The organism is Marinobacter sp. P4B1 (assembly GCF_001447135.1).
In the GTDB taxonomy this organism is placed as follows: domain Bacteria; phylum Pseudomonadota; class Gammaproteobacteria; order Pseudomonadales; family Oleiphilaceae; genus Marinobacter; species Marinobacter vinifirmus.
The window spans coordinates 176729-200000 of record NZ_LLXM01000014.1 but is presented as its reverse complement, the minus strand read 5'-3'; the positions used below and the strand labels follow the sequence as shown (position 1 = coordinate 200000).

The window sequence follows — 23272 nt, the reverse complement described above, 5'->3', positions numbered from 1 at the left end:
CGTAGGGCGTATGCGGTATTAGCAGCCGTTTCCGACTGTTGTCCCCCACTACTGGGCAGATTCCTAAGCATTACTCACCCGTCCGCCGCTCGTCAGCGGGGTGCAAGCACCCCCTGTTACCGCTCGACTTGCATGTGTTAAGCCTGCCGCCAGCGTTCAATCTGAGCCATGATCAAACTCTTCAGTTTAAATCATACAAGAACCCGAAAGTTCTTAATTCTTGCTCAAGACAAAACTCAATTTTCGACGAGTCACTGTCCTGATATTTCGTATCCGAAATACCTCGGCCAGCGCCCACACGAATTACTTGGTTAACTTGTTAAAGAGCGTTTGAGCTGTTGCTCAATCAAGGCCGCGTATTCTACATCGTTCCGCCGCCTTGTCAACCGTTGATTTCGAATAATTTTTGAAGCAATTTTTCGAATACTTTCAATCGGTTGGATTCCTTCCGAAAGTTGCCGTAAGCGGCTTGTCCCTCAGAAGTGGTGCGCATTCTACAGGCGTAAGAAAAACTGTCAACGCCCTTTTCCGAAAAAACCTTGAAGGCTTCGGTTTCCACCTACATGCCTGATCAATCGCTCACCACAATGACTATTTATTGTCCATTTTGTGACGCATTTCAAGTTCTTTTTAGTGGCACCAGAGACGAAACACCAAACCACCTGGCTCGCACCACCAACAATCCCGCCAGAATTACCGCGTAAACCACCATTTCGGTAATGTCACTTCTTGCCTGCCAGAGGAAGTGCACCCACGCGAGTATCGCTGCCGGGTAAATCAAACGATGCAACGGCTTCCACCACCGCCCGGTACGCTTCATCATTCCCCGGGTAGATGTGATCGCCAGGGGTACCATCGCCAGGAACGCGGCAGCGCCGGCAATAATGTAAGGGCGCTTGGTAAAGGTGGCCCAAAGATCCATCCAGCCCAGAATCAGCTGAAGGAAGGCCAGCAGATGCAACGCGGCATAGAAAAAGGCAAACAACCCCAGCATCCGCCGGTAACGCAACCAGCCCGACCAGCCGGTTACTTTCTTTAACGGGGTAATGGCGAGCGTAACCAGAAGCAACTGGAATGCGGCAATGCCAAGCGCCTCCGTAATCACCTGTCCAGGGTCCGGCCCCAGATTGGCATTAACAATATCAGCAGCCAGAAAGCCCAGCGGCAGCAGGGCCAAACCAAACACCAGGCACTTTCCGGCAATACCGAGCCACCTATTTGCCACAGCAGACGCCATCAGTAATACCTGGACAGGTCCATGCCCTTGTAAAGGCCGGCCACCTGCTCGCCGTAGCCATTAAACTTTTCAGTCTCAATCCAGTTCGGCCGGAACACGCCCGAAGGCAAACGGCGCTCCATCTTCTGGCTCCAGCGCGGGTGATCCACTTCCGGGTTCACGTTGGCGTAGAAGCCGTATTCGCTTGGCGCAATCATTTCCCAGCTGGATTTCGGCTGCTCTTTCATAAAGCGGATACGCACAATCGACTTGATACTCTTGAAACCGTATTTCCAGGGCACCACCAGGCGGATCGGCGCGCCGTTCTGGTTAGGCAGCGTCTTTCCATACAGCCCTACCGCCAGAAACGACAATTCATTCATCGCCTCATCCATACGCAGGCCTTCCCGATAGGGCCAGTCAATGGTACTGAACAGAGATCGCTGTCCGCGCATCTGCTCCGGGGCATTCAGCGTTTCGAAGTAGACGAATTTCGCATCCGAGTTCGGCTCCAGGCGTTTGATTACCTCCGCCAGCGGTACACCCACCCACGGGATCACCATTGACCAGGCCTCAACACACCGCAACCGGTAGATCCGCTCCTGGTACTGGTGAGGCTTCAGCAAATCCTCCAGCTCGTACTTGCCGGGATTCGCACACTCCCCCTCTACTTCAACGGACCAGGGGTCCACAGACATTTCCGAAGCGTAGCGGGATGGGTCCTGCTTACCGGTGCCGAATTCGTAGAAATTGTTGTACGTGGTGATGGCATCATACGGGGCCGGTTTCTCGTCGGTGGAGAATTGCGGCATAGCCTTGTAGTCCAAAACCGTTCCCGGCCGGGTATCTTCCGCCCGAACCAGTCCCGGAATTGACAGCGCTGCGGCTGAAGCAATAGCACCGGTCATGAACTTGCGCCGGTTCAGGTAAACGGATTCCGGGGTTACTTCAGATTCGGGGACAGACCAGGAAGGGCGTTGCTTGATAAACATCGGAGGCTCCAGAGTTCGCGGTTAACAGATAGACCGAACATTCCCGGAGAAATTCCCGCCCGGGCGGATCCGGGCGGGAGGCAGTTGTCGTCAGGCGCGCTTTGGCTTTTTGCGGAACAAGGCGCGGACCGGACCCGACAACGCATAGATCAGGAACGCACTGAACAATACGGTGGCCGGGTCTACAGCGATCACTACCAGTATCAAAACCACCAGCAAGATAGCGGCGAAAGGCACCCGGCCCCGCAAATCCAGGTCTTTGAAGCTGCGGTAAAGCACGTTGCTCACCATCAGCACGCCGGCACCGCCGACGACCACAATAGACAGCAAGGTCAGCCAGGCGGACGGTTCAAACTGATGGAAGCACCAGACCAGGCCTGCCACACAGGCGGCTGCAGCCGGGCTCGGCAAACCCACAAAGAACTTTTTATCAACAGAGCCAATCTGGGTGTTGAAGCGAGCCAGCCGCAATGCCGCGCCGGCCACGTAGATGAACGTAATAGCCCAGCCCACTTTATCCAGCCCGTTCAGGGCCCAGAAGAAGGCCACCATACCCGGAGCCACCCCGAAGGCCACCATATCGGCCAGGCTGTCATACTCTTCACCGAACTTGCTCTGGGTGTTGGTCATCCGGGCCACCCTGCCGTCCAGGCCGTCCAGAACCATCGACACGAAAATAGCGATGGCGGCGTTATCGAACACGCCGTTGGCGGCAGAGACAATGGCATAGAACCCGGAAAACAGGGATGCGGTGGTCAGGGCATTGGGCAGCAGGTAGATGCCCTTACGGCGCACCTTGGCTCCCTCAACCAACTCTTCCTCGACAACCTCGCCACTTTCAAGGTCCAGCTCTGCAGCCTTGTTCGGTTCAGGCTTGTCGACAGATTTATTCTCTTCAGTCATTCCATAAACTCCGGAAAGCATTTGGGCGGAGTATATACGAAAAACGCGGCCACTAGGGCCGCGCTTTCAAACCGTACCGGAAATTCCGGATCAGTTCTTTTCTTTATCCACGATCTTGTTCGCGGAAATCCACGGCATCATGGAACGCAGCTTCTCGCCCACAGTCTCGATCTCGTGAGCCGCGTTCTGGCGACGACGAGCAGTCATGGACGGATAGTTCAGGGCACCTTCAGAGATGAACATCTTGGCGTATTCGCCACTCTGGATGCGCTTCAGTGCGTTACGCATGGCTTCGCGGGACTGCTCGTTGATCACCTCCGGGCCGGTTACGTACTCGCCGTACTCAGCGTTGTTGGAGATGGAGTAGTTCATGTTGGCGATGCCGCCTTCGTACATCAGGTCAACAATCAGCTTCAGCTCGTGCAGACACTCGAAGTACGCCATTTCCGGAGCGTAGCCCGCTTCGGTCAGGGTTTCGAAACCGGCTTTAACCAGCTCAACCGCGCCACCACACAGAACCGCCTGCTCACCGAACAGGTCGGTTTCAGTTTCGTCTTTGAAGGTGGTTTCGATGATACCGGTACGGCCGCCGCCGATGCCGCTGGCGTAGGACAGGGCTACGTTCTTGGCGTTGCCGGAAGCGTCCTGGAAGATCGCGATCAGATCAGGAATACCGCCGCCCTTGGTGAACTCGGTGCGTACCGTGTGGCCCGGTGCCTTCGGAGCAACCATGATCACGTCCAGGTCTTTACGCGGAACGATCTGGTTGTAGTGGATAGCAAAACCGTGAGCGAACGCCAGGGTTGCGCCCTGCTTCAGGTTCGGCTCGATTTCGTCGCGGTACAGCTGGGCCTGGAACTCGTCCGGAGTCAGCACCATAACAACGTCAGCGGAAGCAACGGCAGAAGCCACGTCGCTGGTCTTCAGGCCGTAGGCTTCAGCCTTGGCGATGGAGGAAGAGCCGGCACGCAGGCCAACCACTACGTCTACACCAGAGTCCTTCAGGTTGCACGCGTGCGCGTGGCCCTGAGAGCCGAAGCCCAGAATGGCAACTTTCTTGCCCTGGATGATGGAAAGATCACAATCCTTATCGTAATAAACCTGCATGAGAAACCTCTGTTATCAGTAACAGCCCTTCGGGGCCATAGTGTTCAAATTTTTCGGGCAGCCCTTACAGGCTGAGAACTTTTTCGCCACGGGCGATGCCGGATACACCGGTACGCACCACCTCCAGCACACCAGACGTGCCTACAGCCTGGATAAAGCCATCAAGCTTACTGCTGTCGCCGGCCAGCTGAACGGTATAAACCGAACTGGTTACGTCGACAATCTGGCCCCGGAAGATATCCACGGTGCGCTTGATTTCCGCACGCTGGGAACCGGTTGCCTTAAGCTTGACCAGCATCAGCTCACGCTCGATGTGGGCACCTTCGGTCAGGTCTACCAGCTTGACCACTTCAATCAGCTTGTTCAGCTGCTTGGTGATCTGCTCGATAACCTTGTCGGAACCGCTGGTGGTGACGGTCAGGCGAGACAGGGTCTCGTCTTCGGTCGGCGCCACGGTCAGCGTTTCGATGTTGTAGTTGCGCTGGGAAAACAGCCCAACCACGCGGGACAGTGCACCCGGCTCGTTTTCAAGCAAAACAGAAATGATTCGACGCATGATCACACCCTCTCCGTTTTGCTGAGCCACATATCTTTCATGGAACCACGGGCAACCTGCATCGGGTACACATGCTCGAAGCGGTCCACGTAAATATCCACAAATACCAGCTTGTCTTTCATCGCCAGGACTTCCTTGAGCTTGGGCTCCAGGTCTTCCTTGCGATCAATGCGCACGCCAACATGGCCGTAGGCTTCCGCCAGCTTGATGAAGTCCGGCAGAGACTCCATGTAAGACTGGGAATGACGGGACTCGTAGTTCATGTCCTGCCACTGCTTGACCATGCCCAGGGCCTGGTTGTTCAGGTTGATGATCTTCACCGGCAGGTTGTACTGCTTGCAGGTGGACAGCTCCTGGATGTTCATCTGGATACTGCCTTCACCGGTGAAGCACAGCACTTCATCTTCCGGATGGGTCAGCTTGATGCCCATGGCTGCCGGCAGGCCGAAGCCCATGGTGCCGAGGCCACCGGAGTTGATCCAGCGGTTAGGCTTGTCGAACTTGTAGTACTGGGCAGCAAACATCTGGTGCTGGCCCACATCGGTGGTTACAAAGGCATCACCGTTGGTGAGCTTCCAGAGCATCTCGACCACTTCCTGCGGCTTGATCACATCCGGGCTGGTTTCGTAACGCATACCGTGGAACGCACGCCACTCTTCGATCTGCTTCCACCAGGACCCCAGCGCTTCGGCATCCGGCTTGTCCTTCGACTCTTTGACCAGCGACAGCATTTCTTTCAGTACCGCATCCACCGGGCCAACAATGGGCACGTCTGCATCTACGGTCTTGGAGATAGACGCCGGGTCGATATCGATATGAATAATACGCGCACCCGGGCAGAACTTCTCGGTGGCGTTGGTTACGCGGTCATCAAAGCGCGCGCCCACACAGAGAATCAGGTCTGAATGGTGCATCGCCATGTTGGCTTCATAGGTGCCGTGCATACCCAGCCAGCCCAAATGCTGCTTGTCGGTCGCCGGATAGCAGCCGATGCCCATCAGGGTGTTGGTGATGGGGAAGCCCAGGGTCTGGGTCAGCTCGGTCAGCTGGCTGGAGGCCTTGCCCAGGATCACACCGCCGCCGGCATAGATGATCGGGCGCTTGGCCGCCATCAGCATGTCTACGGCTTTCTTGATCTGGCCGGCATGGCCACGGACTGCCGGGTTATAGGAGCGCAGCTTGACCTTCTTCGGATAGGCATACTCATAGCGCTCGTTCGGGGTGGTCATATCCTTGGGGATATCCACCACAACCGGGCCGGGGCGGCCGGTAGAGGCAATGTAGTAAGCCTTGCGGATCACTTCAGGAATTTCTTCCGGATGGCGCACGCTGAGGTTGTGCTTAACCACCGGGCGGGAAACACCGATCATGTCGGTTTCCTGGAAGGCATCTTCACCAATCAGTGTAGATGCAACCTGGCCGCACAGAACCACCATGGGGATGGAATCCATGAATGCGGTGGCAATGCCGGTAATAGTGTTGGTGGCTCCAGGACCCGAGGTCACCAGTACGGTACCTGGTTTTCCGGTTGCACGGGCGTAGCCGTCGGCCATGTGGACCGCCGCCTGTTCGTGCCGCACCAGAATATGCTTGACTTTGTCCTGCCTGAACAGCGCATCATAAATATGAAGGGCTGCACCACCCGGATAGCCGTATATGTATTCGATCCCTTCATCCTGCAGGGAGCGGATCAGCATATCGGCGCCAGACAATAACTCCACGATTTCTACCCTCTTCTACGAGTGAATGAGCCGGGTTACGCCCCGGTTGCCTGGATTCTCGGTTTCCCTGCTTCTTTTGAAAGCGGAACCGGCGTACTCCTCCACACCATTTTAAGAGATTGTCTCCTGGCCAGCCGCCCTCCTGAGGGTTGCGGAGAACGACCAATCAACGGGTTGCACGTAAGCAACAACCAGTGCCCGCCAGCGGGTGGCGAACGCAGTGTGGTGATTAACGGGGGATACTCGCTCGGGATTGCCTGCCGTATTGACCCCAGTCTTCAGGCAATCTGCAATTCTGACAGCGCGAAACTCACTGTCAATAGGCGCTGTGGCTTAATTGCCACCATTTTCTTAGACACAGGCCCCCGGTTGGCCAATAATGGTGCAAGAGATTTGAACCAGACAGAAGAAAATCCGCATTCGGGGTGGCATCATGTCACCAGGCAGTAATCGAATAACGAGTGGACCTATGAACCGAAAAATCCTGATGCTGGCCGCGATCATGGCCGCCGCCCCGGTCTTCGCCGCCGGTGCCTCCGTCTATAAATGGACCGACGACAGCGGCGTAACCCACTTCGGGGATCGCCAGCCTAATGGTGCATCTGCAGAGATTGTTAACGTGCGCACCGGCAAGAGTTCCGGCGGCCAGGCGTCCCGGGTGAGCCCGCAACAGCAGGTTCAGGAAATCCAGGAGCGCCAGCAGGCTGAAGCCCAGCAGCGCCAGGAAACGGCCCAGGAAGAAGCCCTGCGCAAACAGCGTGAAGCCAACTGCGCCACCGCCCGCTCCAACCTGGATGTGATAAACAGCAACGCCAGGATCCGGGTAGAAGAAAACGGCGAGATGCGCTATCTCACGCCGGAAGAGATTGAAGAGCAGCGCAAGCAGTTTGAAGAGATTGCCGCCGAGAACTGTGGCCCGATGGAAGAACGAACCGAGCAGCAGTAAAACAAAAAAGCCAGCCGGGCAACCCGACTGGCTTTTTCGTTCCCGGTTGATAGCCGGGGCCACGAAGCCCCGGCACTGCGCAGCAATTACTTGCTGGCAAACACCACGGCGTTGTCCTGAACCGTCGCCACGATGGTATCCCCCGGCATAAACTCCCCTTTCAGCAGCTTCTGCGCCAACGGGTTTTCGATCAGCCGCTGGATCGCCCGCTTCAGCGGACGGGCACCGTAGACCGGATCGTAGCCCACCTCGGCCAGCAGTTGCATGGCATCTTCGGCGATCTCCAGTTTCATGTCCTGATCCTTCAGGCGCTGCGCCAGGTTCGCGATCTGGATGCGGGCAATGCCCTGGATCTGGTTTTCCGCCAGCGGATGGAACACCACCACTTCATCCACACGGTTGATGAACTCGGGGCGGAAGTGGGTACCCACCACTTCCATCACCGCAGACTTCATGTCTTCGTAGTTCTCCTCGCCCGCCTTCTCCTGAATGATGTGAGAGCCCAGGTTGGAGGTCATCACAATCACCGTGTTGCGGAAGTCCACGGTGCGGCCCTGGCCATCGGTCAGGCGGCCATCGTCCAGCACCTGCAGCAGGATGTTAAAGACATCCGGGTGGGCTTTCTCTACCTCATCCAGCAACAGCACGGAATAGGGCCGGCGGCGCACCGCTTCGGTCAGGTAACCACCCTCTTCGTAACCCACGTATCCGGGAGGCGCACCAATCAGCCGGGCCACGGAGTGCTTCTCCATAAACTCGGACATATCGATTCGCACCATTGCTTCTTCGGTATCGAACAGGAACGAAGCCAGTGCCTTGCACAGTTCGGTTTTGCCCACACCCGTGGGGCCGAGGAACAGGAAGGAACCGTTGGGACGGTTCGGGTCCGACAACCCGGCCCGGGACCGGCGCACGGCGTTAGACACTGCTTCCACCGCTTCTTCCTGGCCAATCACCCGGCCGTGCAGCGCCTCTTCCATGCGCATCAGCTTGTCGCGCTCGCCTTCCAGCATCTTGGACACCGGAATACCGGTCCACTTGGAAACGATTTCGGCGATTTCCTCATCGGTTACCCGGTTACGCAGCAGTTCCATCTTCTGCATCTCGGCCTGGCCGGCCATTTCCAGCTGGCGCTCCAGTTCCGGAATCTTGCCGTACTGAAGTTCCGACATCCGCCCCAGGTCACCGGAGCGGCGGGCAGTTTCCAGGTCAATGCGCGCCTGCTCCAGGTCGCTCTTGATCTTCTGGGAGCCGTGCAGGGCCGCTTTCTCGGCATTCCACACTTCTTCGAGGTCCGAGTATTCGCGCTCAACGCCGGCAATCACATCGGACAACTCCGCCAGTCGCTTCTTGGAGGCGTCGTCTTTCTCTTTCTTCAGGGCCTCGCGCTCGATCTTCAGCTGAATCAGGCGGCGCTCGAGGCGGTCCAGCGCTTCCGGCTTGGAATCCATCTCCATGCGGATCTGACTGGCGGCTTCATCCACCAGGTCGATAGCCTTGTCCGGCAACTGGCGGTCGGTGATGTAGCGATGCGACAACTTGGCGGCAGCAATGATGGCCCCGTCAGTTACCTCAACCCCGTGGTGCACTTCGTAGCGCTCTTTCAGGCCCCGCAGGATGGCAATGGTGTCTTCCTCGCTGGGCTCGGAGACCAGCACCTTCTGGAACCGGCGCTCAAGGGCCGCGTCTTTCTCGATATTTTCCCGGTATTCATTCAGGGTAGTGGCGCCCACGCAGTGCAACTCACCCCGGGCCAGTGCCGGTTTAAGCATGTTACCGGCGTCCATGGAGCCTTCCGCCTTACCGGCGCCCACCATGGTGTGAATCTCGTCGATGAACAGGATGATCTGGCCTTCCTGCTTCGACAGCTCGTTCAGCACCGCCTTCAGGCGCTCCTCGAACTCGCCCCGAAACTTGGCGCCGGCAATCAGCGAACCCATATCCAGGGACAGCACCTTCTTGTCTTTCAGGCCATCGGGCACTTCGCCGTTCACAATGCGCTGGGCCAGGCCTTCCACAATGGCAGTCTTACCCACACCGGGCTCACCAATCAGCACCGGGTTGTTCTTGCGCCGGCGCTGCAGCACCTGGATGGTACGGCGGATTTCATCGTCCCGACCGATCACCGGGTCCAGCTTGCCCTGTTCGGCCCGCTCGGTCAGATCAATAGTGTACTTGGACAACGCCTGACGATTTTCTTCTGCACCTGCATCGTTCACGGTTTCACCACCACGCACCTGATCAATAGCCTTTTCCAGGGCGGCTTTGTCTACGCCCTGCTCCCGCAGAATGCGGCCCAAAGAACCCCGGCCTTCCAGCGCCGCCAGCAAGATCAGCTCGCTGGAAACAAACTGGTCGCCCCGCTTCTGGGCCTGCTTGTCTGCCATATTCAGCAGCCGGCCGAGGTCGTTGGATACCGACACATCGCCGGCGTTGCCCTGCACTTCCGGCAGGTTTTCAATTTCCTGGGCGACGGCCTGGCGCACCCGGCCAGCCTCTGCGCCCACCTGTTGCAGCAGCGGCTTTACCGATCCGCCCTGCTGATCGAGCAGCGCCTGCATAAGATGCACCGGCTCAATAAAATTATGGTCTTTGCCTACCGCGATCGACTGCGCATCCGCTAGGGCGGACTGCAGTTTGCTGGTCAGCTTGTCGATTCTCATGAGTTCAGTTCCCCGAATTTTTTGCGAATACGCACCACGGCCCGTTGCCTTCGGCGTATTCCGATTGCTTTGACATTTAATGTAGGGGCAGGTAGGGGGACTTCAAGCTGGGGGCTGACTATTTCGACGAAAACTTGACGGCCGTCAGCTTCGGCCGGTCAGCCCAGCCAGATAATCGACGCCATACGGCCAGTCTGGCCATCGCGGCGATAGGAGAAAAACCAGTCCTGGTCGCGCACGGTACACAGGCTACCGCCGGATACCGAGGCAACCCCGACGTGCCGCAAGCGTTGGCGGGCAAGGTGGTAGATGTCGGCCATGAAATGGCCGGGCCGGGCGCCGGCTGACCTGAAGGCATCAGCGGCTTCCGGGGACTGCCCGATAAAGGCTTCGCGCACTTCCGGGCCCACTTCGAACTGCTTCGGGCCTATGGCGGGGCCCATCCAGGCCACCAGCTCCGAAGGCTCCACCGCCATGGCGGCCACCAGGTTTTCCAGTACACCGCCACACAGGCTGCGCCAGCCGGCGTGGGCCGCGCCCACCACCGTGCCTTTGCGGTCCGCCAGCAGCACCGGCAGGCAGTCAGCCGTCAGGATGGCGCAGGCCATTCCGGGAATACGGGTAAAGCTGGCGTCTGCATCCGGGCGGGAGCCCACGGTGGCAGGCGTTAATTCAACCACTTCGGTGCCATGCACCTGGTTCAGCCAACCAATGCGGTTGCTGTCCAGCCCCGCGAAGCGGGCCAGGGTTTGCCGGTTTTCCTGCACGTGGCCAGAATTATCACCCACGTGATCGCCCAGATTCAGGCTGTGCCAGGGCGGCCGGCTGACGCCACCCTTGCGGGTAGTGCACAAGGCCCGCACCCGGCGTGGCGCAGGCCAGTCCGGGCGCAGTACGTCGTGCTCAGTAATCATTCTCTTCCAGTTCCCGGGCATGCTTGCGCAGGGTTTCGATCAGGTGAACCATGTCTTCTGGCAGGGGCACTTCCCAGCTCAGAATCTCGCCGGTTTCCGGGTGTTCCAGGGTCAGCTGCCGGGCATGCAGGGCCTGGCGATGGAACGCCGCCAGCACATCCCGCAACTCTTCGGTGGTGCCTTTGGGCAAACGCAGACGACCGCCATAAACAGGATCACCTACCAGCGGATGGCGCACGTGGGTCATGTGTACCCGAATCTGGTGCGTGCGGCCGCTTTCCAGCTTGCAACGAACATGGGTATGGGCGGCAAAGCGCTCAATCAGCCGGTAATGAGTCACTGCCGGCTTACCGGACGACACCACAGCCATGCGCTTGCGATCCTGCGGGTGCCGGCCAATGGGCGCATCCACCGTAGCGCCACCGGTAAGAGAACCCACTACCACGGCCTCGTATTCCCGGCCCATGGTACGTTCCTGCAGCTGGTTAACCAGCGAGGTGTGGGCAATCAGGCTGCGGGCCACCACCATAATGCCGGAGGTGTCTTTATCCAGCCGGTGCACAATGCCGGCCCGGGGCAGGTTTTCCACTTCCGGCGCATAGTTCAGCAGCGCATTCACCAGGGTGCCGTCGGCATGGCCCGCCGCCGGGTGCACCACCAGCCCGGCAGGCTTGTTGATCACCAGCAGGTGCTCGTCTTCGTACACGATATCCAGCGTGATCGGCTCCGCTTCCCAGGTAACCTGCACTTCCGGCTCGGCGTCCAGGTCCAGAACGTCGTCCATCATGACTTTGTCCCTGGGCTTACGGGCTTCGCCGTTCACCGTGAGCGCCCCGCTTTTGATCCAGGACTGCAGGCGCGAGCGGGAATGCTCGGGCATGAGTTCGGCCGCAGCCTGATCCAGCCGCCGGTCGCTCAGTTCCGGGGGGATGGTGTAATGTCCGGTAATACGGTTATCGGAAGACATTCGGCCTCTTTTTGCTACAATGCGGGGTTCATTCAAGTTGCGACCATTATACGGGATTCCGGCATGAGATCAGTTGTCCGATTACTGCTAATTTCCACTATCATTGCGCTGGCCAGCGGCTGCGCCTCTAATCGCGAAGTGGAAGTACTGCCGGAAGAGACATACTACGACAACGCCCGCCAGGCCATGAACTCCGGCAACTTCAACGAAGCCGAAGAAAACCTGGACGCCCTGGAAACCTATTATCCGTTCGGCCGCTACGCCGAACAGGCCCAGCTCGACCTGATCTTCGCCCGCTACCAGAACCTGGACCTGGAAGGCTCCCGGGCGGCGGCTGACCGCTTTATGCGCCTGAACCCCCAGAGCGACCACCTGGACTACGCCATGTACATGCGCGGCCTGGCGTCTTACAACCTGGACATGGGCCTGGCTGCCCGCTACTTCCCGATTGATGTGGCCGCCCGCAGCCCCGGCGAACAGTTGCAGGCGTTCCGGGATTTCTCCCAGCTGCTGAACCGCTTCCCGGACAGCGAATACGCCCCGGATGCCCGCCAGCGCATGATCGCCATCCGCAACCGCATGGCCGAACTGGAACTGCACGCAGCCCGCTACTACATCAAGCGTGAGGCCTTTGTGGCGGCCAACAACCGGGCACGGTACGTGGTGGAGAACTTCCCGTCTTCCCCGGCCGTTGAAGAAGCACTGATTCTGCTGGCCGACACCTTCCGCTTTATGGACCTGAAGAAAGGCGCCAGCGATGCCATCGCTACCCTGCGCCAGAACTTCCCCAATAGCGAAGCCTTCGATGAGAACGGTGAGTTCCAGTCTGACCGCCTGCGCCGCCAGAACCGGTCCCTCACCAACGTGGTTACCTTCGGCCTGATGGGCGACGAGTAAGGCCAGCGGCCTTACTTGCCAATTTTCCAGCCGTTGGTAATCGGATACCGGCGGTCCTTGCCAAACCCGCGCTCGGTAATGCGCACCCCGATGGGTGCCTGCCGGCGCTTGTATTCGTTGATGTCCACCAGCCTTACCACCCGTTCGACATCCGCCCGCTCAAAACCTTCCGCGACAATGGCCTCGGCACTGTAATCACGCTCTACGTACAGGTTCAGGATCTGGTCCAGAATGTCGTATCCCGGCAGGCTGTCCTCGTCTTTCTGGTCCGGCGCCAGCTCCGCTGATGGCGGCCGGGTAATCACCCGCTCCGGAATGACCGGCGACAGGCTGTTGCGATACCAGGCCAGGCGGAACACCAGGGTTTTCGGCACATCTTTCAGCACATCGAAACCGCCGGCCATGTCGCCGTACAGGGTGGAATAACCCACTGCCATCTCGCTCTTGTTACCGGTGGTCAGCACCAGAGAACCGAACTTGTTGGACAGTGACATCAGCAACACGCCCCGCAGGCGGGCCTGCAGGTTTTCTTCCGTGGTATCCGGCCTCGTGCCTTCAAAGGGCTTGGCCAGGGTTTGCATGAACACGTCGTACATAGGCTCGATGGAAAACACATCGTACTGAACGCCCATGGCCGTGGCCTGAGCCTCCGCATCTTCCAGACTGGCGCTGGAGGTATAGCGGAACGGCATCATCACCGCCCTCACCCGGTCCTTGCCCAGGGCATCGGCCGCTACCGCCAGGGTCACGGCAGAATCGATACCACCCGACAACCCCAGCACCACGGATTTAAAGCCGTTCTTGTTCACGTAATCCCGAACACCGGTCACCAGCGCGTTGTACACATTGGCTTCCAGGGAAGGCTCCTCCGGCAAGGGCTGAGAGATTGGCTGGCAGTGGTGCTCACACAGGAATTCCACCGGGAACAGACCGTCGGTAAACTGGGGCGCTTCAACGGCCAGCGCACCGGCGTGGTCGACCACCATGGAGCCACCATCAAACACCAGCTCGTCCTGCCCGCCCACCAGGTTTGCGTACACAATGCTCACCCGGTTATCCGCCGCCTTGCGTTCCAGCAGCGCCTTGCGCCGGGCCTGTTTGTCGATATCGTAGGGGGAAGCATTCAGGTTCAGAATCAGTTGCGCACCGGCGGCTGCGGCATCTTCCAGCGGGCCGTCTTTCCAGATGTCCTCACACACGGTGATGCCCACGGGCACGCCTTTGAACTCCATCACCAGGGTATCGCGGCCTTCGGCGAAGTAGCGCTTTTCATCGAACACCTGGTAATTGGGCGGGCAACGCTTGAAATACTGGCCGCGGATTTCGCCTTTCTCGACAACCACCGCGGCGTTATACAACAAGCCGCCGGAGCGCACCGGCGCGCCGATTACCATGGCCGGTTCCAGGTTGGCCTGCTGCAAACGCTCCAGGGCCTCGGTAATGCGCAGGTCCAGGCTCGGTCGCAGTAGCAGGTCTTCCGGTGGGTAGCCGGTCAGGCACAGCTCCGGGAACAGCACGATGTCGGCCTGGTGCTGCTCCTGGGCCTGCTGCGTGGCCTTCAATACCAGCTCGGTATTACCCGGAATGTCTCCAACCAGAAAGTCCAGCTGGGCCATAACCACCCGCAGCTTGCGGGGAGAGTCTGAATCGGCGGATGCGGTTCCGGGTGTGGCCATGCAAAGGCTCCTGTAACTTGTTGCCATGAAAAGGCTATTATAACCCCGCAAAGGCAAGGATTTCTTCCGGGCAGAGGCAATAACCCCTTCATGGCAACCGAGCTTACCAACACAACCCATGCCCGCTCCCCGTTCGGGCCACCGGCAAAGTATCAGCAGGCCCGCCTGTTCCGGATCTACAACCACTACCGGGTGGTCATCAGCCTGCTGCTGGTGGCCCTGCTGTTTGTAGACCCATTCACCGCAGACACCCGTTTCCGCTGGCTGGACTACTATCAGGCCGGGGTGGTTTCATACCTGGCCCTGAACGGCTTTATCGCCCTGCTCCTGCTGGCCGGCTTCCAGCCCCGGCAGCGGCACATCATCCTGTCCATACTGGCGGATATCCTGGTAATGCACGGCTTGCTGCTGGCCAGTTCCGGTATCACCAACGGGCTGGCCAACCTGGTGATTGTCGCGGTTGCCGCCGGCAACATCCTGACCCCCACCCGCATGGGCACCTTCTACGCCGCACTGGCGGCCATCTGCTCACTGGGCATCTCTGGCTGGGCCGTGATCACCATCAACGAAAGTGCCGACGACATTGTTCGGGCCGGTTCTTTGGGCATCCTGTATTTCGCCACGGCGGTGATTCTGCAGGGTATCTCCAAGCGAATGATCCGCAGCGAAGCACTGGCCAGCAGCCGGGCCAGGAGCATTGCCGAGCTGGAGCAGATCAACCAGCAAATTATCCAGCGCATGCGCACCGGCATTCTGGTACTGGACCGGCACGGTTACATTCGCCTGGCCAACGCCGCCGCAGAAGAACTGCTGTTCGGCGCTGCCAGCCACCAGGCGGGCAAATCCGGCCACCACCGGGAACTGCCCCCGCCCCTGAAAAGGGGCCTGGAACTCTGGTTGAGAAACCCAGGCAGGCGCATCGAGCCCTTCCAGCCGTCAACCACCTCTCCGTTATTACAAGCCAGCCTGACCCAGCTGGACCAGGACCAAGGCGACCTGATACTGGTGTTCATCGAAGACATGAGTAAGGTTACCCAGCAGGCCCAGCAAATGAAGCTGGCCTCACTGGGCCGCCTGACCGCCGGCATCGCCCATGAAATCCGCAACCCGCTGGGCGCCATCAGCCACGCGGCCCAGTTGATGGAAGAATCTCCCAACCTGGACAAGGGCGACCAGCAAATGCTGGATATCATTCGCCGGCATTCCCGGCGGGTGAACGGCATTATCGAAAACGTACTGGACTTGTCCCGCCGCCGGGCAGCGGATACCGAACTGGTGGATGTGGCCAGCTGGCTTGAAGAGTTCCGCCAGGACTTCCTGCAAACCCTGGACGACGACACCCCCGTACAGATCGAACTCTTCTGCGACGAAGCCATACCCTCCGCCCGGTTCGATAAAAGCCAGGTTGAACAGGTGCTGGTAAACCTGTGTGACAACGGTTTGCGGTACAGCAAGCAGCACAGCGGCCAAAACAGGATACAATTAGCCGCGGGCACCAGTGCCGATGGCGAGCGGGCCTTTGTGGATGTTAAGGATTTCGGCCCCGGTATTGCCCCGGAACACCGCAACTCCGTGTTCGAGCCGTTTTTCACCACCGATAAAAGCGGCACCGGCCTTGGCCTGTACCTGGCCCGGGAACTGTGTGAAGCCAACCAGGCGCACCTGTCGCTGGTCGAAGACGGCGAGCCCGGCTGCCGGTTCCGGATTACCTTCGCCCATCCGGGCCGGATGATCTGACCGCCAGGCTGCCAACGCACTGCCATTCATCAAAGAACTGAACACAGATAATGACAAAACAGACCGCGCTGATCGTAGACGACGAACCGGATATCCGGGACCTGCTGGAAATCACCCTCACGCGCATGGGCATAGAGGCCTACACCGCGCCCGACCTGGCCAGCGCCCGGAGTTTACTGGCCAAGCACCAACCCCACCTGTGCCTGACCGACATGAACCTGCCAGACGGCAACGGCATAGAACTGGTGCAGTGGATTCAGGAACACAGCCCCTGCACCCCGGTGGCCGTGATTACCGCCTACGGCAGCATGGACACCGCCATTGAATCGTTAAAAGCCGGCGCCTTTGATTTTGTCTCCAAACCGGTCGAACTGCCCCGGCTGCGGGAGCTGGTGAACAGCGCCCTGAAACTGTCCGAACCCAAACTGCAACCGGCCGAAGAGAACGACGAACCCGGCCTGCTGCTGGGCGAGTCCCCGCAAATCCGCAAACTGCGCAACCAGACCCGCAAACTGGCTCGCAGCCAGGCCCCCGTGTTTATCAGCGGCGAATCCGGCAGCGGTAAAGAACTGGTTGCCCGGATGATCCACCTGCAAGGCCCAAGAGCCGACGGCCCGTTCATCGCCGTCAACTGCGGAGCCATACCGTCGGAACTGATGGAAAGCGAATTCTTCGGCCACAAGAAAGGCAGCTTCACCGGCGCCATCGACAACAAACCCGGCCTGTTCCGCAGCGCCGACGGCGGCACTTTGTTTCTGGACGAAGTGGCCGACCTGCCCCTGGCCATGCAGGTAAAACTGCTGCGCGCCATCCAGGAAAAAGCCGTGCGCCCGGTGGGCGACTCCCAGGAAATTGCCGTAGACATCCGCATCCTCAGCGCCACCCACAAAAACCTGCCGGAACTGGTACAGGAAGGCAGCTTCCGCCAGGATTTATTCTACCGCATTAACGTAATCGAACTGGCGGTGCCGCCACTGCGGGACCGGGGCGACGACATCCCCCTGCTGGCCAACCACATACTCCAGCGCATCGCCCGTGAATACGAATGCGACCCGGCCCGCCTGACTCCTGCCGCCGCCGACCGCCTGAGAGGCTATGACTTCCCCGGCAACGTGCGGGAACTGGAAAACATACTGGAGCGGGCGTTTACCCTGTGTGATGAAGACCTGATTGATGCCGACGATTTGCACCTGGGCGGAGGTGTAGTGCCAGGAGGCTCTTTCTCTGCCGGAGCTGGGAATTCTGACCCGGGAGCCGTGCCCGTGCCTGAGGGGGAGATTGACCTGGAAGGGTACCTGGAGAGTATCGAACGGCAGGCGATTGAGAAGGCGCTGGAGGCGACGCGGTGGAACAAGACGGCGGCGGCCAAGCGGTTGGGGATTAGTTTTCGGGCGTTGAGGTATCGGTTGAAGAAGCTGGGGATGGAGTAGATAATGGCCCCGGCCTGAAGGATTCGGGCCGAAAAATCACCATCACAAGGACGTTATTATGCAGAACCTGCCTGATCGGGGCTTCACCCTGATTGAACTCTTATTGGTTATTACCATTCTTTCGATCGCCCTGGGCATCGGAGCCCCGGCGATGGGCAAACTGATCGAGAACACCGAGCGCAAAGGTCTTGTTAATGACCTGCTCAGCGGCATTAACCATGCTCGAACCCATGCGATTTCCCGCGGCGTTAATGTCACGCTTTGCCCACTCGATGAAAATAACCGATGCCTCCGCGACTGGAACCGCCCCATCACCATCTTCCGTGATCCGAAACGGACCAGAAAGCTCGAAGATCAGGCAGATATCCTGCAGGTCATTCCTGCACTGGATACCGGAAGCCTCCACGGAAGAACGGGCATTCGCAAGCACTTCGCATTTCGGCCAACAGGCATGGCAAGGGACAGCATCGGGCACCTGTTATGGTGCCCCGAAGATGGAAAGCAGGAAAAAGCCTTTCAGATACGTATCAATATGGGTGGGAGGCCCATACTGGCCAGGGATTCCAATAACGATGGCATTGTGGAGGATGCCTACGGGCGGAACGTCACCTGCCCGTAGGCCAGACAAACATCAGTCGTCCCACTCCACCCAGGTTGAACCATCCTTCTGCCAGCGGCGGGTGCCGTTAGACAACAACTGAAGGTTGCCGTCTCCCGCCTGGGCACCTTTCGGCGTGGCTTGAAGCCTGTAACTGTTGCGGGTGGCATCATCTATCGTCAAATTATAATACTTGGTGGCGCCATCCAGCGGAGCTTCCGAGGGGAACAGAGTGCTGGCCGGAGCCCCCTTATCTGCCCCGCCATCAGCAGCCCCCAGATAGGTATTGCGGTTGTCTGTGTAATACCGCTCCATCGCCGTCGCAAACCCGGTCAAGGCCGCCTGGGCATCTGCCCTGCGGGTTTTAGTGACATAGTTCTGGTAAGACGGAAACGCAATGGCTGCCAGGATGCCGATGATCGCAACCACGATCATCAACTCGATCAGGGTAAAACCGCGAGCGCCGGAAGGCGCCCGCTTCATGTGTTGCAGCATAAGAGATCCTTAGAAATCCACCAGTTCAGTCCAGCCTATGCGGCCCGTTGCGTTGGTGCCGCCACCGAAGTTGGTGAGGTAGGCACTCTTTTTCGCCCCGGAGTCCGAAGTCAGAGCCAAGTCATCAATCAGAGCAAAACTCGTGATAATGCCGTCTCCGTAGAACACGCCGGCCCAACCTTCATCCGTGCCATCCAGTTTGCCGTCGTTATTAACGTCAATAATGGCTTTGTTCGGATCAGTTGAACCATCCAACTGCAATGCCGTCAGGAAGGAACTACCGCCACCGCCGCAAGGATCACCTCCGGTCGGAATTGTCGAGGCGAATACAATGAACTCCCCGCGAACCCTCGGCGGCTCTACAACCCGCTCGCCTCCACCGGGAAGGTCGACATACCAGCCGAATTTCGTTGACCAGTCTTCAAGTGCTTCGCCATCCGTTTTACGGACAGGCACAGATTCACCATCCACCGTTACCGAGCCGCCGGTAAACTCTCGCTTAACGAGATCACTGCGGCTCAGAGCAACGTTCGTCGCGTTCACATTGGTGCCGCGATCACTGATGCCGTAGAAGGTCTGAGGCTGCGCATCGCTGGCATCCTCTGCTTGCGGAATATCAGCCGCCTCAAGATATTTACCGGTACCAAAGAACACCAGCAAATTGGGATCGGCAAGCGTTGAGTCAAAGTCATTGCGGGCAACATCCGGCTGCGCAGTGATGGGCTGAGCATTTCCATCTGCATCTTTGGCGGCATACAGAACTTCAAAGTTAGCAGAAGCGGTCCAACTATCAGCACCACCCGTCAGGTCGAATGCCCAAAGATTACCATCCAGGTCTCCTGCATAGGCTCTGTCAGCAACACCGTCGCTGTTGGGATTGCCGTCGGAGTCCAGGTGGTCAACCAGGCGCACTGGCGAGAGCCCGTTACCGGAACCCAGGTCTATAAACTTCCGATTTGCGGTGTCGGCGATATCCAGAATAAACAGCCCACTCTTACCACTTGGTGCATCATAGCCGTTGCTGAAGACAGCACTCCAACGGTAGTCATTTTCTCCCCACTTCAACAGCGTAATCTGAGCCGCCTCTGTCATGTTACCGAGATTATTGTCGGTAAACTCCCACATGGTGATAGCGCTTGCGGAACCTGAAGCGAAGGAGGACGGATCAGTTACGTCCAGCGCGAACAGGCCTGGTTTGCCAGCTCGCGAGCCCCCAATGACGATGGAGCGCCATGCGCCATTCACATAAACGTCAGAGGTATTAAGCGGCAGGTCAACATAGCTTTGGTAATCCAGATCAGGAATCGTCAGAGCACTCAGCCCTTTCTCTACCTCGGTCGAATAGAGGAAGCCAGGTATGTAGGCAATAACCTCCTCGCCGCTTTGTGCATCAAACCCATGGAGCATGCCATCGTTGGCGCCCACATAGACCACTTCCGAGCGACTTTTCTTATCGGCTTTGTAGGCACTGTAGGCGGTGGCACCGAACTTTGAATCATCTGGCCAAATCTTGTTCGGCTCCCCAACAAACACCGGGGACGAGTTAATAATGGCACCAAGCCTGCTGCCCCGATCCCGGAATGGAATCCCTTCGAGTCCAGTCACACTATTGCCACTCAGATAAGAAAGCCTTGCTTTGCCCAGCTCATCCGAACCACCGTCTTTAAGGTCCGCTTTTTGATTCAGGCTCAACTCATCCCAATCAAAGTCGACGCCGTCACCATTGAAGGTAATAATCCGACGGGGATTATCAGACAGATTCCGGTCGTCCAGCAGTATTGCGGCATCCCATTTCCTGCTTGAAATGATCCCATCCTTGTCGATGGCTTCCGCACGCAGCGTTCCTGTCCAGATTTTTGATGTGAACTGGGCACTATAGATGTAACCGCCACTTCGCAGCGATGTTGTATTAAAGCTGACGTTCGAACCACTACCGAGCTGAGCGCCGATATCGTCCATCGCATCTTCCAGCGCCTTAACAAGGGCTGTGGATGATTTTGCGTCGTAGTACTCGCCCTTTCCATTCACCGCTGAGTGGTACAGATCATCAATCTGGGCAGAATCCACGCCACCCCGGCCAAACCCCATATCAGAGTCACCCCAGTCCGGCGGATTCGTGTGGGCATCAATCACCTTGGAGTAACCTTTGCCAGCAATCTTCTGGCCTTCCATGCCCAGCGCAACGGCATAGGTATTCATATGGAACTCAGTATTACAGTCCATCCAGGGCTCCTGAAGACCTGTGCCGCACTCTTCGGGCAAGCGCATGCGACCTCCGGTCACCTTACTGCCATTATTCCTTAAAGCTTCGCCGTAATAATAAGCTATATCTCCCAAGGTCCCCGAATAGTCTTTATTGGCAAAAGGCTCATCGGCTTTACTATCAGCGTTTTTAGCATCAATCGTTATACTTGGGTTGTTTGCATAGCCATCGGTAAACAGAAGCGTAAAGTTTTTTCGGCACTCCAAGGTGCCTCGGACCGTCTGCTTGCCATACTCCCTGCCGGCATGCTGCAACGATTCACGGGTTGGGGTTCCACCACCTACCCAACTGCCACTGCCAAACCGTGAGTAATGCTCACTCAGGAAAGTATCAATGTTTCCGTCAATTTCTGTGCTGTACAACTTGCCGGACATATCACGGCGGTTATGAAACCAGAAAATCCCCATGTTCAGATTCTCGAGGCCGAGAACTGACTGAGCGATAGCCGAACGGACAACCTGATGACGGCGACGGTAGTATGAGAACCAATTGGCGAAGTTTTGTTGCTGTGCTGCAAAGAAATCATCAACCGAATCGGCACCATTCAGTGCTTCGTAGACCTCCTGTTTGTTGTTACCCTCATCCTTAAACTCCAGGCGCTGGAGACAGGCGCCGTCCGGGGCGAAGGCAATTTTTCTGGATTCGACTTCAATACCGCCAGATTTTTTGAGTACCCAAGTGCTATCATCGACACTCGAGCTGCGCCAGCTTGAATACATATTTACGCCATCAAGTTCGGAACAATCCAAAACTGAAAACTCCGAAGCTCGAACGTTGAAACCACGATCGCTAAGTTTTTCGAACGACTCAACCTCTTCACACCAAAACAGAAAACACACTTCCCGGGTTGAAATTACTCCACACTCAGATTCATCATTTGGATTTACAACCTCACCGGTCGGGCAGGCCAAATAATCTCGTTCCTCATACCGAGAAACAATTTCGCCACTCGTGATCTTTAGAAACAACGTTGCTGGAATACCTATCTCACGATTATTCTCCGGGCCACTTTCCAAACCAAGCCCTCCAGCCTCAGTCAAATCAACCGTCAAAGAGTTGGACAGGCCGGGATCTAGTTTTGCAGACGTAACGGACTGGTTCCCGAACTCGGTGCTGTTATACCCGGGCCAGGGCTTGTATGCCTCAGATGGATCATAATATTGATAGTTGTAATCATTGGAACGAAGGTAAAAATTAGACCGGCTAAAACTCTTGAAAGACTCACCCGTATTGCTAAGCCTTAACCCTCGGTTATAAGGCCGCTCAGTGTCTGTAGTGTAACGCCCGGAACCAGACTCCGGGTTGAACAACCAACCCCCATCCACTGCGCTATATCCGCCCACCGCCGGCGCCAGAATCTCAAAATCCATACTCCCCGAGTCATCAACCGAAAATATCAGGTTATGATCTACCACTGCATCAACAAACAACGGCCTGTCCGAAACCGTTGCCGACCAACCCGCCACCGGGAAGCCGATAAACAGCGCCACCGACAGACTCTGCGTTACCTGCTTCAAGAATTTTTTCATTTTCATTGTCTTTTCTCCGGGCGATTGCTTACGCCTGATCAATCGGCACGAACCACGTAGGCTTCGATAGCTCTTACGGCCTGTCCTGATGCACCACTGCTGAATGCGACTACTCGGTAAACTGTTCCGCTGAGGCCGGATTGCTGGACACTGTCTCCGGCGCCACCAACACCCAGGCCAAAGCCACTGCTACTGGCCGAGCCAACACCGGGGGTGGCTTTGATGAAATAGCGGGGAGGTTCGGCCAGCAGGTCCATTTCCACCCCGTCGATTTCTTCACGGGGCATTGGCGCGGCCCTCGTGTTGTTACCGTGCCCTCCACCGGCAGGGGCCTGCCAGGAAGCAGGGTCCAGGATTCCCGCAAGGGTCTGGAGCGCGACCGGCAAGTCGTCATCTTCCTGATACAGCCCCTTGCTGTTCTCAAATGTTGGAAGCGTTGGCCCGGCCAGTTCCGCTTCGGCTGCTTGCAGGGCGAACTCGGCACCCTCGAGCGCAATCTGGGCATCCCGTTGGGATGACACCATTCGCTCCTGCAGAGTTGTGCCCTGCATGCTGGATAGCGCCAGCACAGTCAGTACCAGCAGAATCACCAGACTGACGAGCAGTGCTGCGCCCTGTTGTCTCAGGGGGGTAACGATATTCTTAGACTTCATCGGCAACTT

The 23272-nt window shown here is 57.8% G+C and carries 19 protein-coding genes and 1 rRNA gene (1 of these 20 only partly in view); 5 read left to right on the top strand and 15 right to left on the bottom strand.

What is annotated here, in order from left to right:
• From AQ621_RS11570 to AQ621_RS11540, 8 genes are all read right to left on the bottom strand, one after another.
• Positions 1–188 (bottom strand): 16S ribosomal RNA (locus tag AQ621_RS11570) (it extends 1353 nt beyond the left edge of the window).
• Between the two features lie 194 nt (positions 189–382).
• Positions 383–559 (bottom strand): hypothetical protein, encoded by a 177-nt coding sequence (locus AQ621_RS17655; protein WP_158499533.1) that lies wholly within the window; start codon positions 557–559, stop codon positions 383–385.
• A gap of 60 nt (positions 560–619) precedes the next feature.
• On the bottom strand, positions 620–1225 hold the full coding sequence (locus AQ621_RS11565) for a protein-methionine-sulfoxide reductase heme-binding subunit MsrQ (RefSeq protein WP_227508315.1): 606 nt from the start codon (positions 1223–1225) through the stop codon (positions 620–622).
• Between the two features lie 11 nt (positions 1226–1236).
• Entirely contained in the window at positions 1237–2208 is a 972-nt protein-coding gene (gene msrP / locus AQ621_RS11560; protein ID WP_058341569.1) for a protein-methionine-sulfoxide reductase catalytic subunit MsrP, read from the bottom strand.
• A gap of 90 nt (positions 2209–2298) precedes the next feature.
• Entirely contained in the window at positions 2299–3111 is an 813-nt protein-coding gene (gene pssA, locus AQ621_RS11555; protein ID WP_058341568.1) for a CDP-diacylglycerol--serine O-phosphatidyltransferase, read from the bottom strand.
• A gap of 90 nt (positions 3112–3201) precedes the next feature.
• Positions 3202–4218, bottom strand: coding sequence for a ketol-acid reductoisomerase (gene ilvC, locus AQ621_RS11550; protein ID WP_058341567.1), 1017 nt, complete (start codon positions 4216–4218; stop codon positions 3202–3204).
• 64 nt (positions 4219–4282) lie between these two features.
• Positions 4283–4774: an acetolactate synthase small subunit gene (gene ilvN, locus AQ621_RS11545; RefSeq protein WP_036218832.1), complete on the bottom strand. Its 492-nt coding sequence runs from the start codon at positions 4772–4774 to the stop codon at positions 4283–4285.
• Between the two features lie 2 nt (positions 4775–4776).
• Positions 4777–6495 carry an acetolactate synthase 3 large subunit gene (locus AQ621_RS11540; RefSeq protein ID WP_058341566.1) on the bottom strand — a complete coding sequence of 573 codons (1719 nt, stop codon included), beginning with the start codon at positions 6493–6495 and terminating at the stop codon, positions 4777–4779.
• Between the two features lie 469 nt (positions 6496–6964).
• Between AQ621_RS11540 and AQ621_RS11535 the strand changes: the two genes are divergently transcribed.
• The gene (locus AQ621_RS11535) at positions 6965–7441 is read left to right on the top strand and encodes a DUF4124 domain-containing protein (RefSeq protein ID WP_058341565.1); all 477 of its coding nucleotides are present in this window, start codon (positions 6965–6967) and stop codon (positions 7439–7441) included.
• An 86-nt stretch (positions 7442–7527) separates the two neighbouring features.
• Here the strand turns inward: AQ621_RS11535 and clpB are convergent, their stop codons facing one another.
• The 3 genes from clpB to rluD form a co-directional block, all read right to left on the bottom strand.
• On the bottom strand, positions 7528–10104 hold the full coding sequence (clpB, locus tag AQ621_RS11530; protein ID WP_058341564.1) for an ATP-dependent chaperone ClpB: 2577 nt from the start codon (positions 10102–10104) through the stop codon (positions 7528–7530).
• Between the two features lie 158 nt (positions 10105–10262).
• Complete coding sequence (gene pgeF / locus AQ621_RS11525; RefSeq protein WP_058341563.1) at positions 10263–11018, bottom strand: peptidoglycan editing factor PgeF; 756 nt, start codon at positions 11016–11018, stop codon at positions 10263–10265.
• Positions 11008–11985, bottom strand: coding sequence for a 23S rRNA pseudouridine(1911/1915/1917) synthase RluD (gene rluD / locus AQ621_RS11520; protein ID WP_058341562.1), 978 nt, complete (start codon positions 11983–11985; stop codon positions 11008–11010). Before rluD ends, pgeF begins: the two co-directional genes overlap by 11 nt.
• A 63-nt stretch (positions 11986–12048) precedes the next feature.
• On the opposite strand from rluD, the gene AQ621_RS11515 reads away from it, so the two are divergent.
• On the top strand, positions 12049–12882 hold the full coding sequence (locus AQ621_RS11515) for an outer membrane protein assembly factor BamD (RefSeq protein WP_022987773.1): 834 nt from the start codon (positions 12049–12051) through the stop codon (positions 12880–12882).
• A gap of 11 nt (positions 12883–12893) precedes the next feature.
• Here AQ621_RS11515 and AQ621_RS11510 read toward each other — a convergent pair whose 3' ends face one another.
• Positions 12894–14558 (bottom strand): NAD+ synthase, encoded by a 1665-nt coding sequence (locus tag AQ621_RS11510; protein WP_058341561.1) that lies wholly within the window; start codon positions 14556–14558, stop codon positions 12894–12896.
• A 90-nt stretch (positions 14559–14648) separates the two neighbouring features.
• Here AQ621_RS11510 and AQ621_RS11505 point away from each other — a divergent pair, with 90 nt between their 5' ends.
• The 3 genes from AQ621_RS11505 to AQ621_RS11495 are packed head-to-tail and all read left to right on the top strand — an operon-like array spanning position 14649 to position 18344.
• The gene (locus tag AQ621_RS11505) at positions 14649–16295 is read left to right on the top strand and encodes a sensor histidine kinase (RefSeq protein ID WP_058341560.1); all 1647 of its coding nucleotides are present in this window, start codon (positions 14649–14651) and stop codon (positions 16293–16295) included.
• Between the two features lie 50 nt (positions 16296–16345).
• On the top strand, positions 16346–17725 hold the full coding sequence (locus AQ621_RS11500; RefSeq protein WP_058341559.1) for a sigma-54-dependent transcriptional regulator: 1380 nt from the start codon (positions 16346–16348) through the stop codon (positions 17723–17725).
• A gap of 58 nt (positions 17726–17783) precedes the next feature.
• The gene (locus AQ621_RS11495; RefSeq protein WP_058341558.1) at positions 17784–18344 is read left to right on the top strand and encodes a GspH/FimT family pseudopilin; all 561 of its coding nucleotides are present in this window, start codon (positions 17784–17786) and stop codon (positions 18342–18344) included.
• Between the two features lie 12 nt (positions 18345–18356).
• Here the strand turns inward: AQ621_RS11495 and AQ621_RS11490 are convergent, their stop codons facing one another.
• From AQ621_RS11490 to AQ621_RS11480, 3 genes are read right to left on the bottom strand one after another with little or no spacing between them, the layout of a single operon-like run.
• Positions 18357–18806, bottom strand: a complete 450-nt coding sequence (locus AQ621_RS11490) for a type IV pilin protein (RefSeq protein WP_058341580.1) — start codon at positions 18804–18806, stop codon at positions 18357–18359.
• Between the two features lie 21 nt (positions 18807–18827).
• Positions 18828–22616 (bottom strand): pilus assembly protein, encoded by a 3789-nt coding sequence (locus AQ621_RS11485; protein WP_082641057.1) that lies wholly within the window; start codon positions 22614–22616, stop codon positions 18828–18830.
• A 32-nt stretch (positions 22617–22648) separates the two neighbouring features.
• Positions 22649–23263: a pilus assembly PilX family protein gene (locus tag AQ621_RS11480; RefSeq protein ID WP_158499532.1), complete on the bottom strand. Its 615-nt coding sequence runs from the start codon at positions 23261–23263 to the stop codon at positions 22649–22651.
• Between the last annotated feature and the right edge of the window lie 9 nt (positions 23264–23272).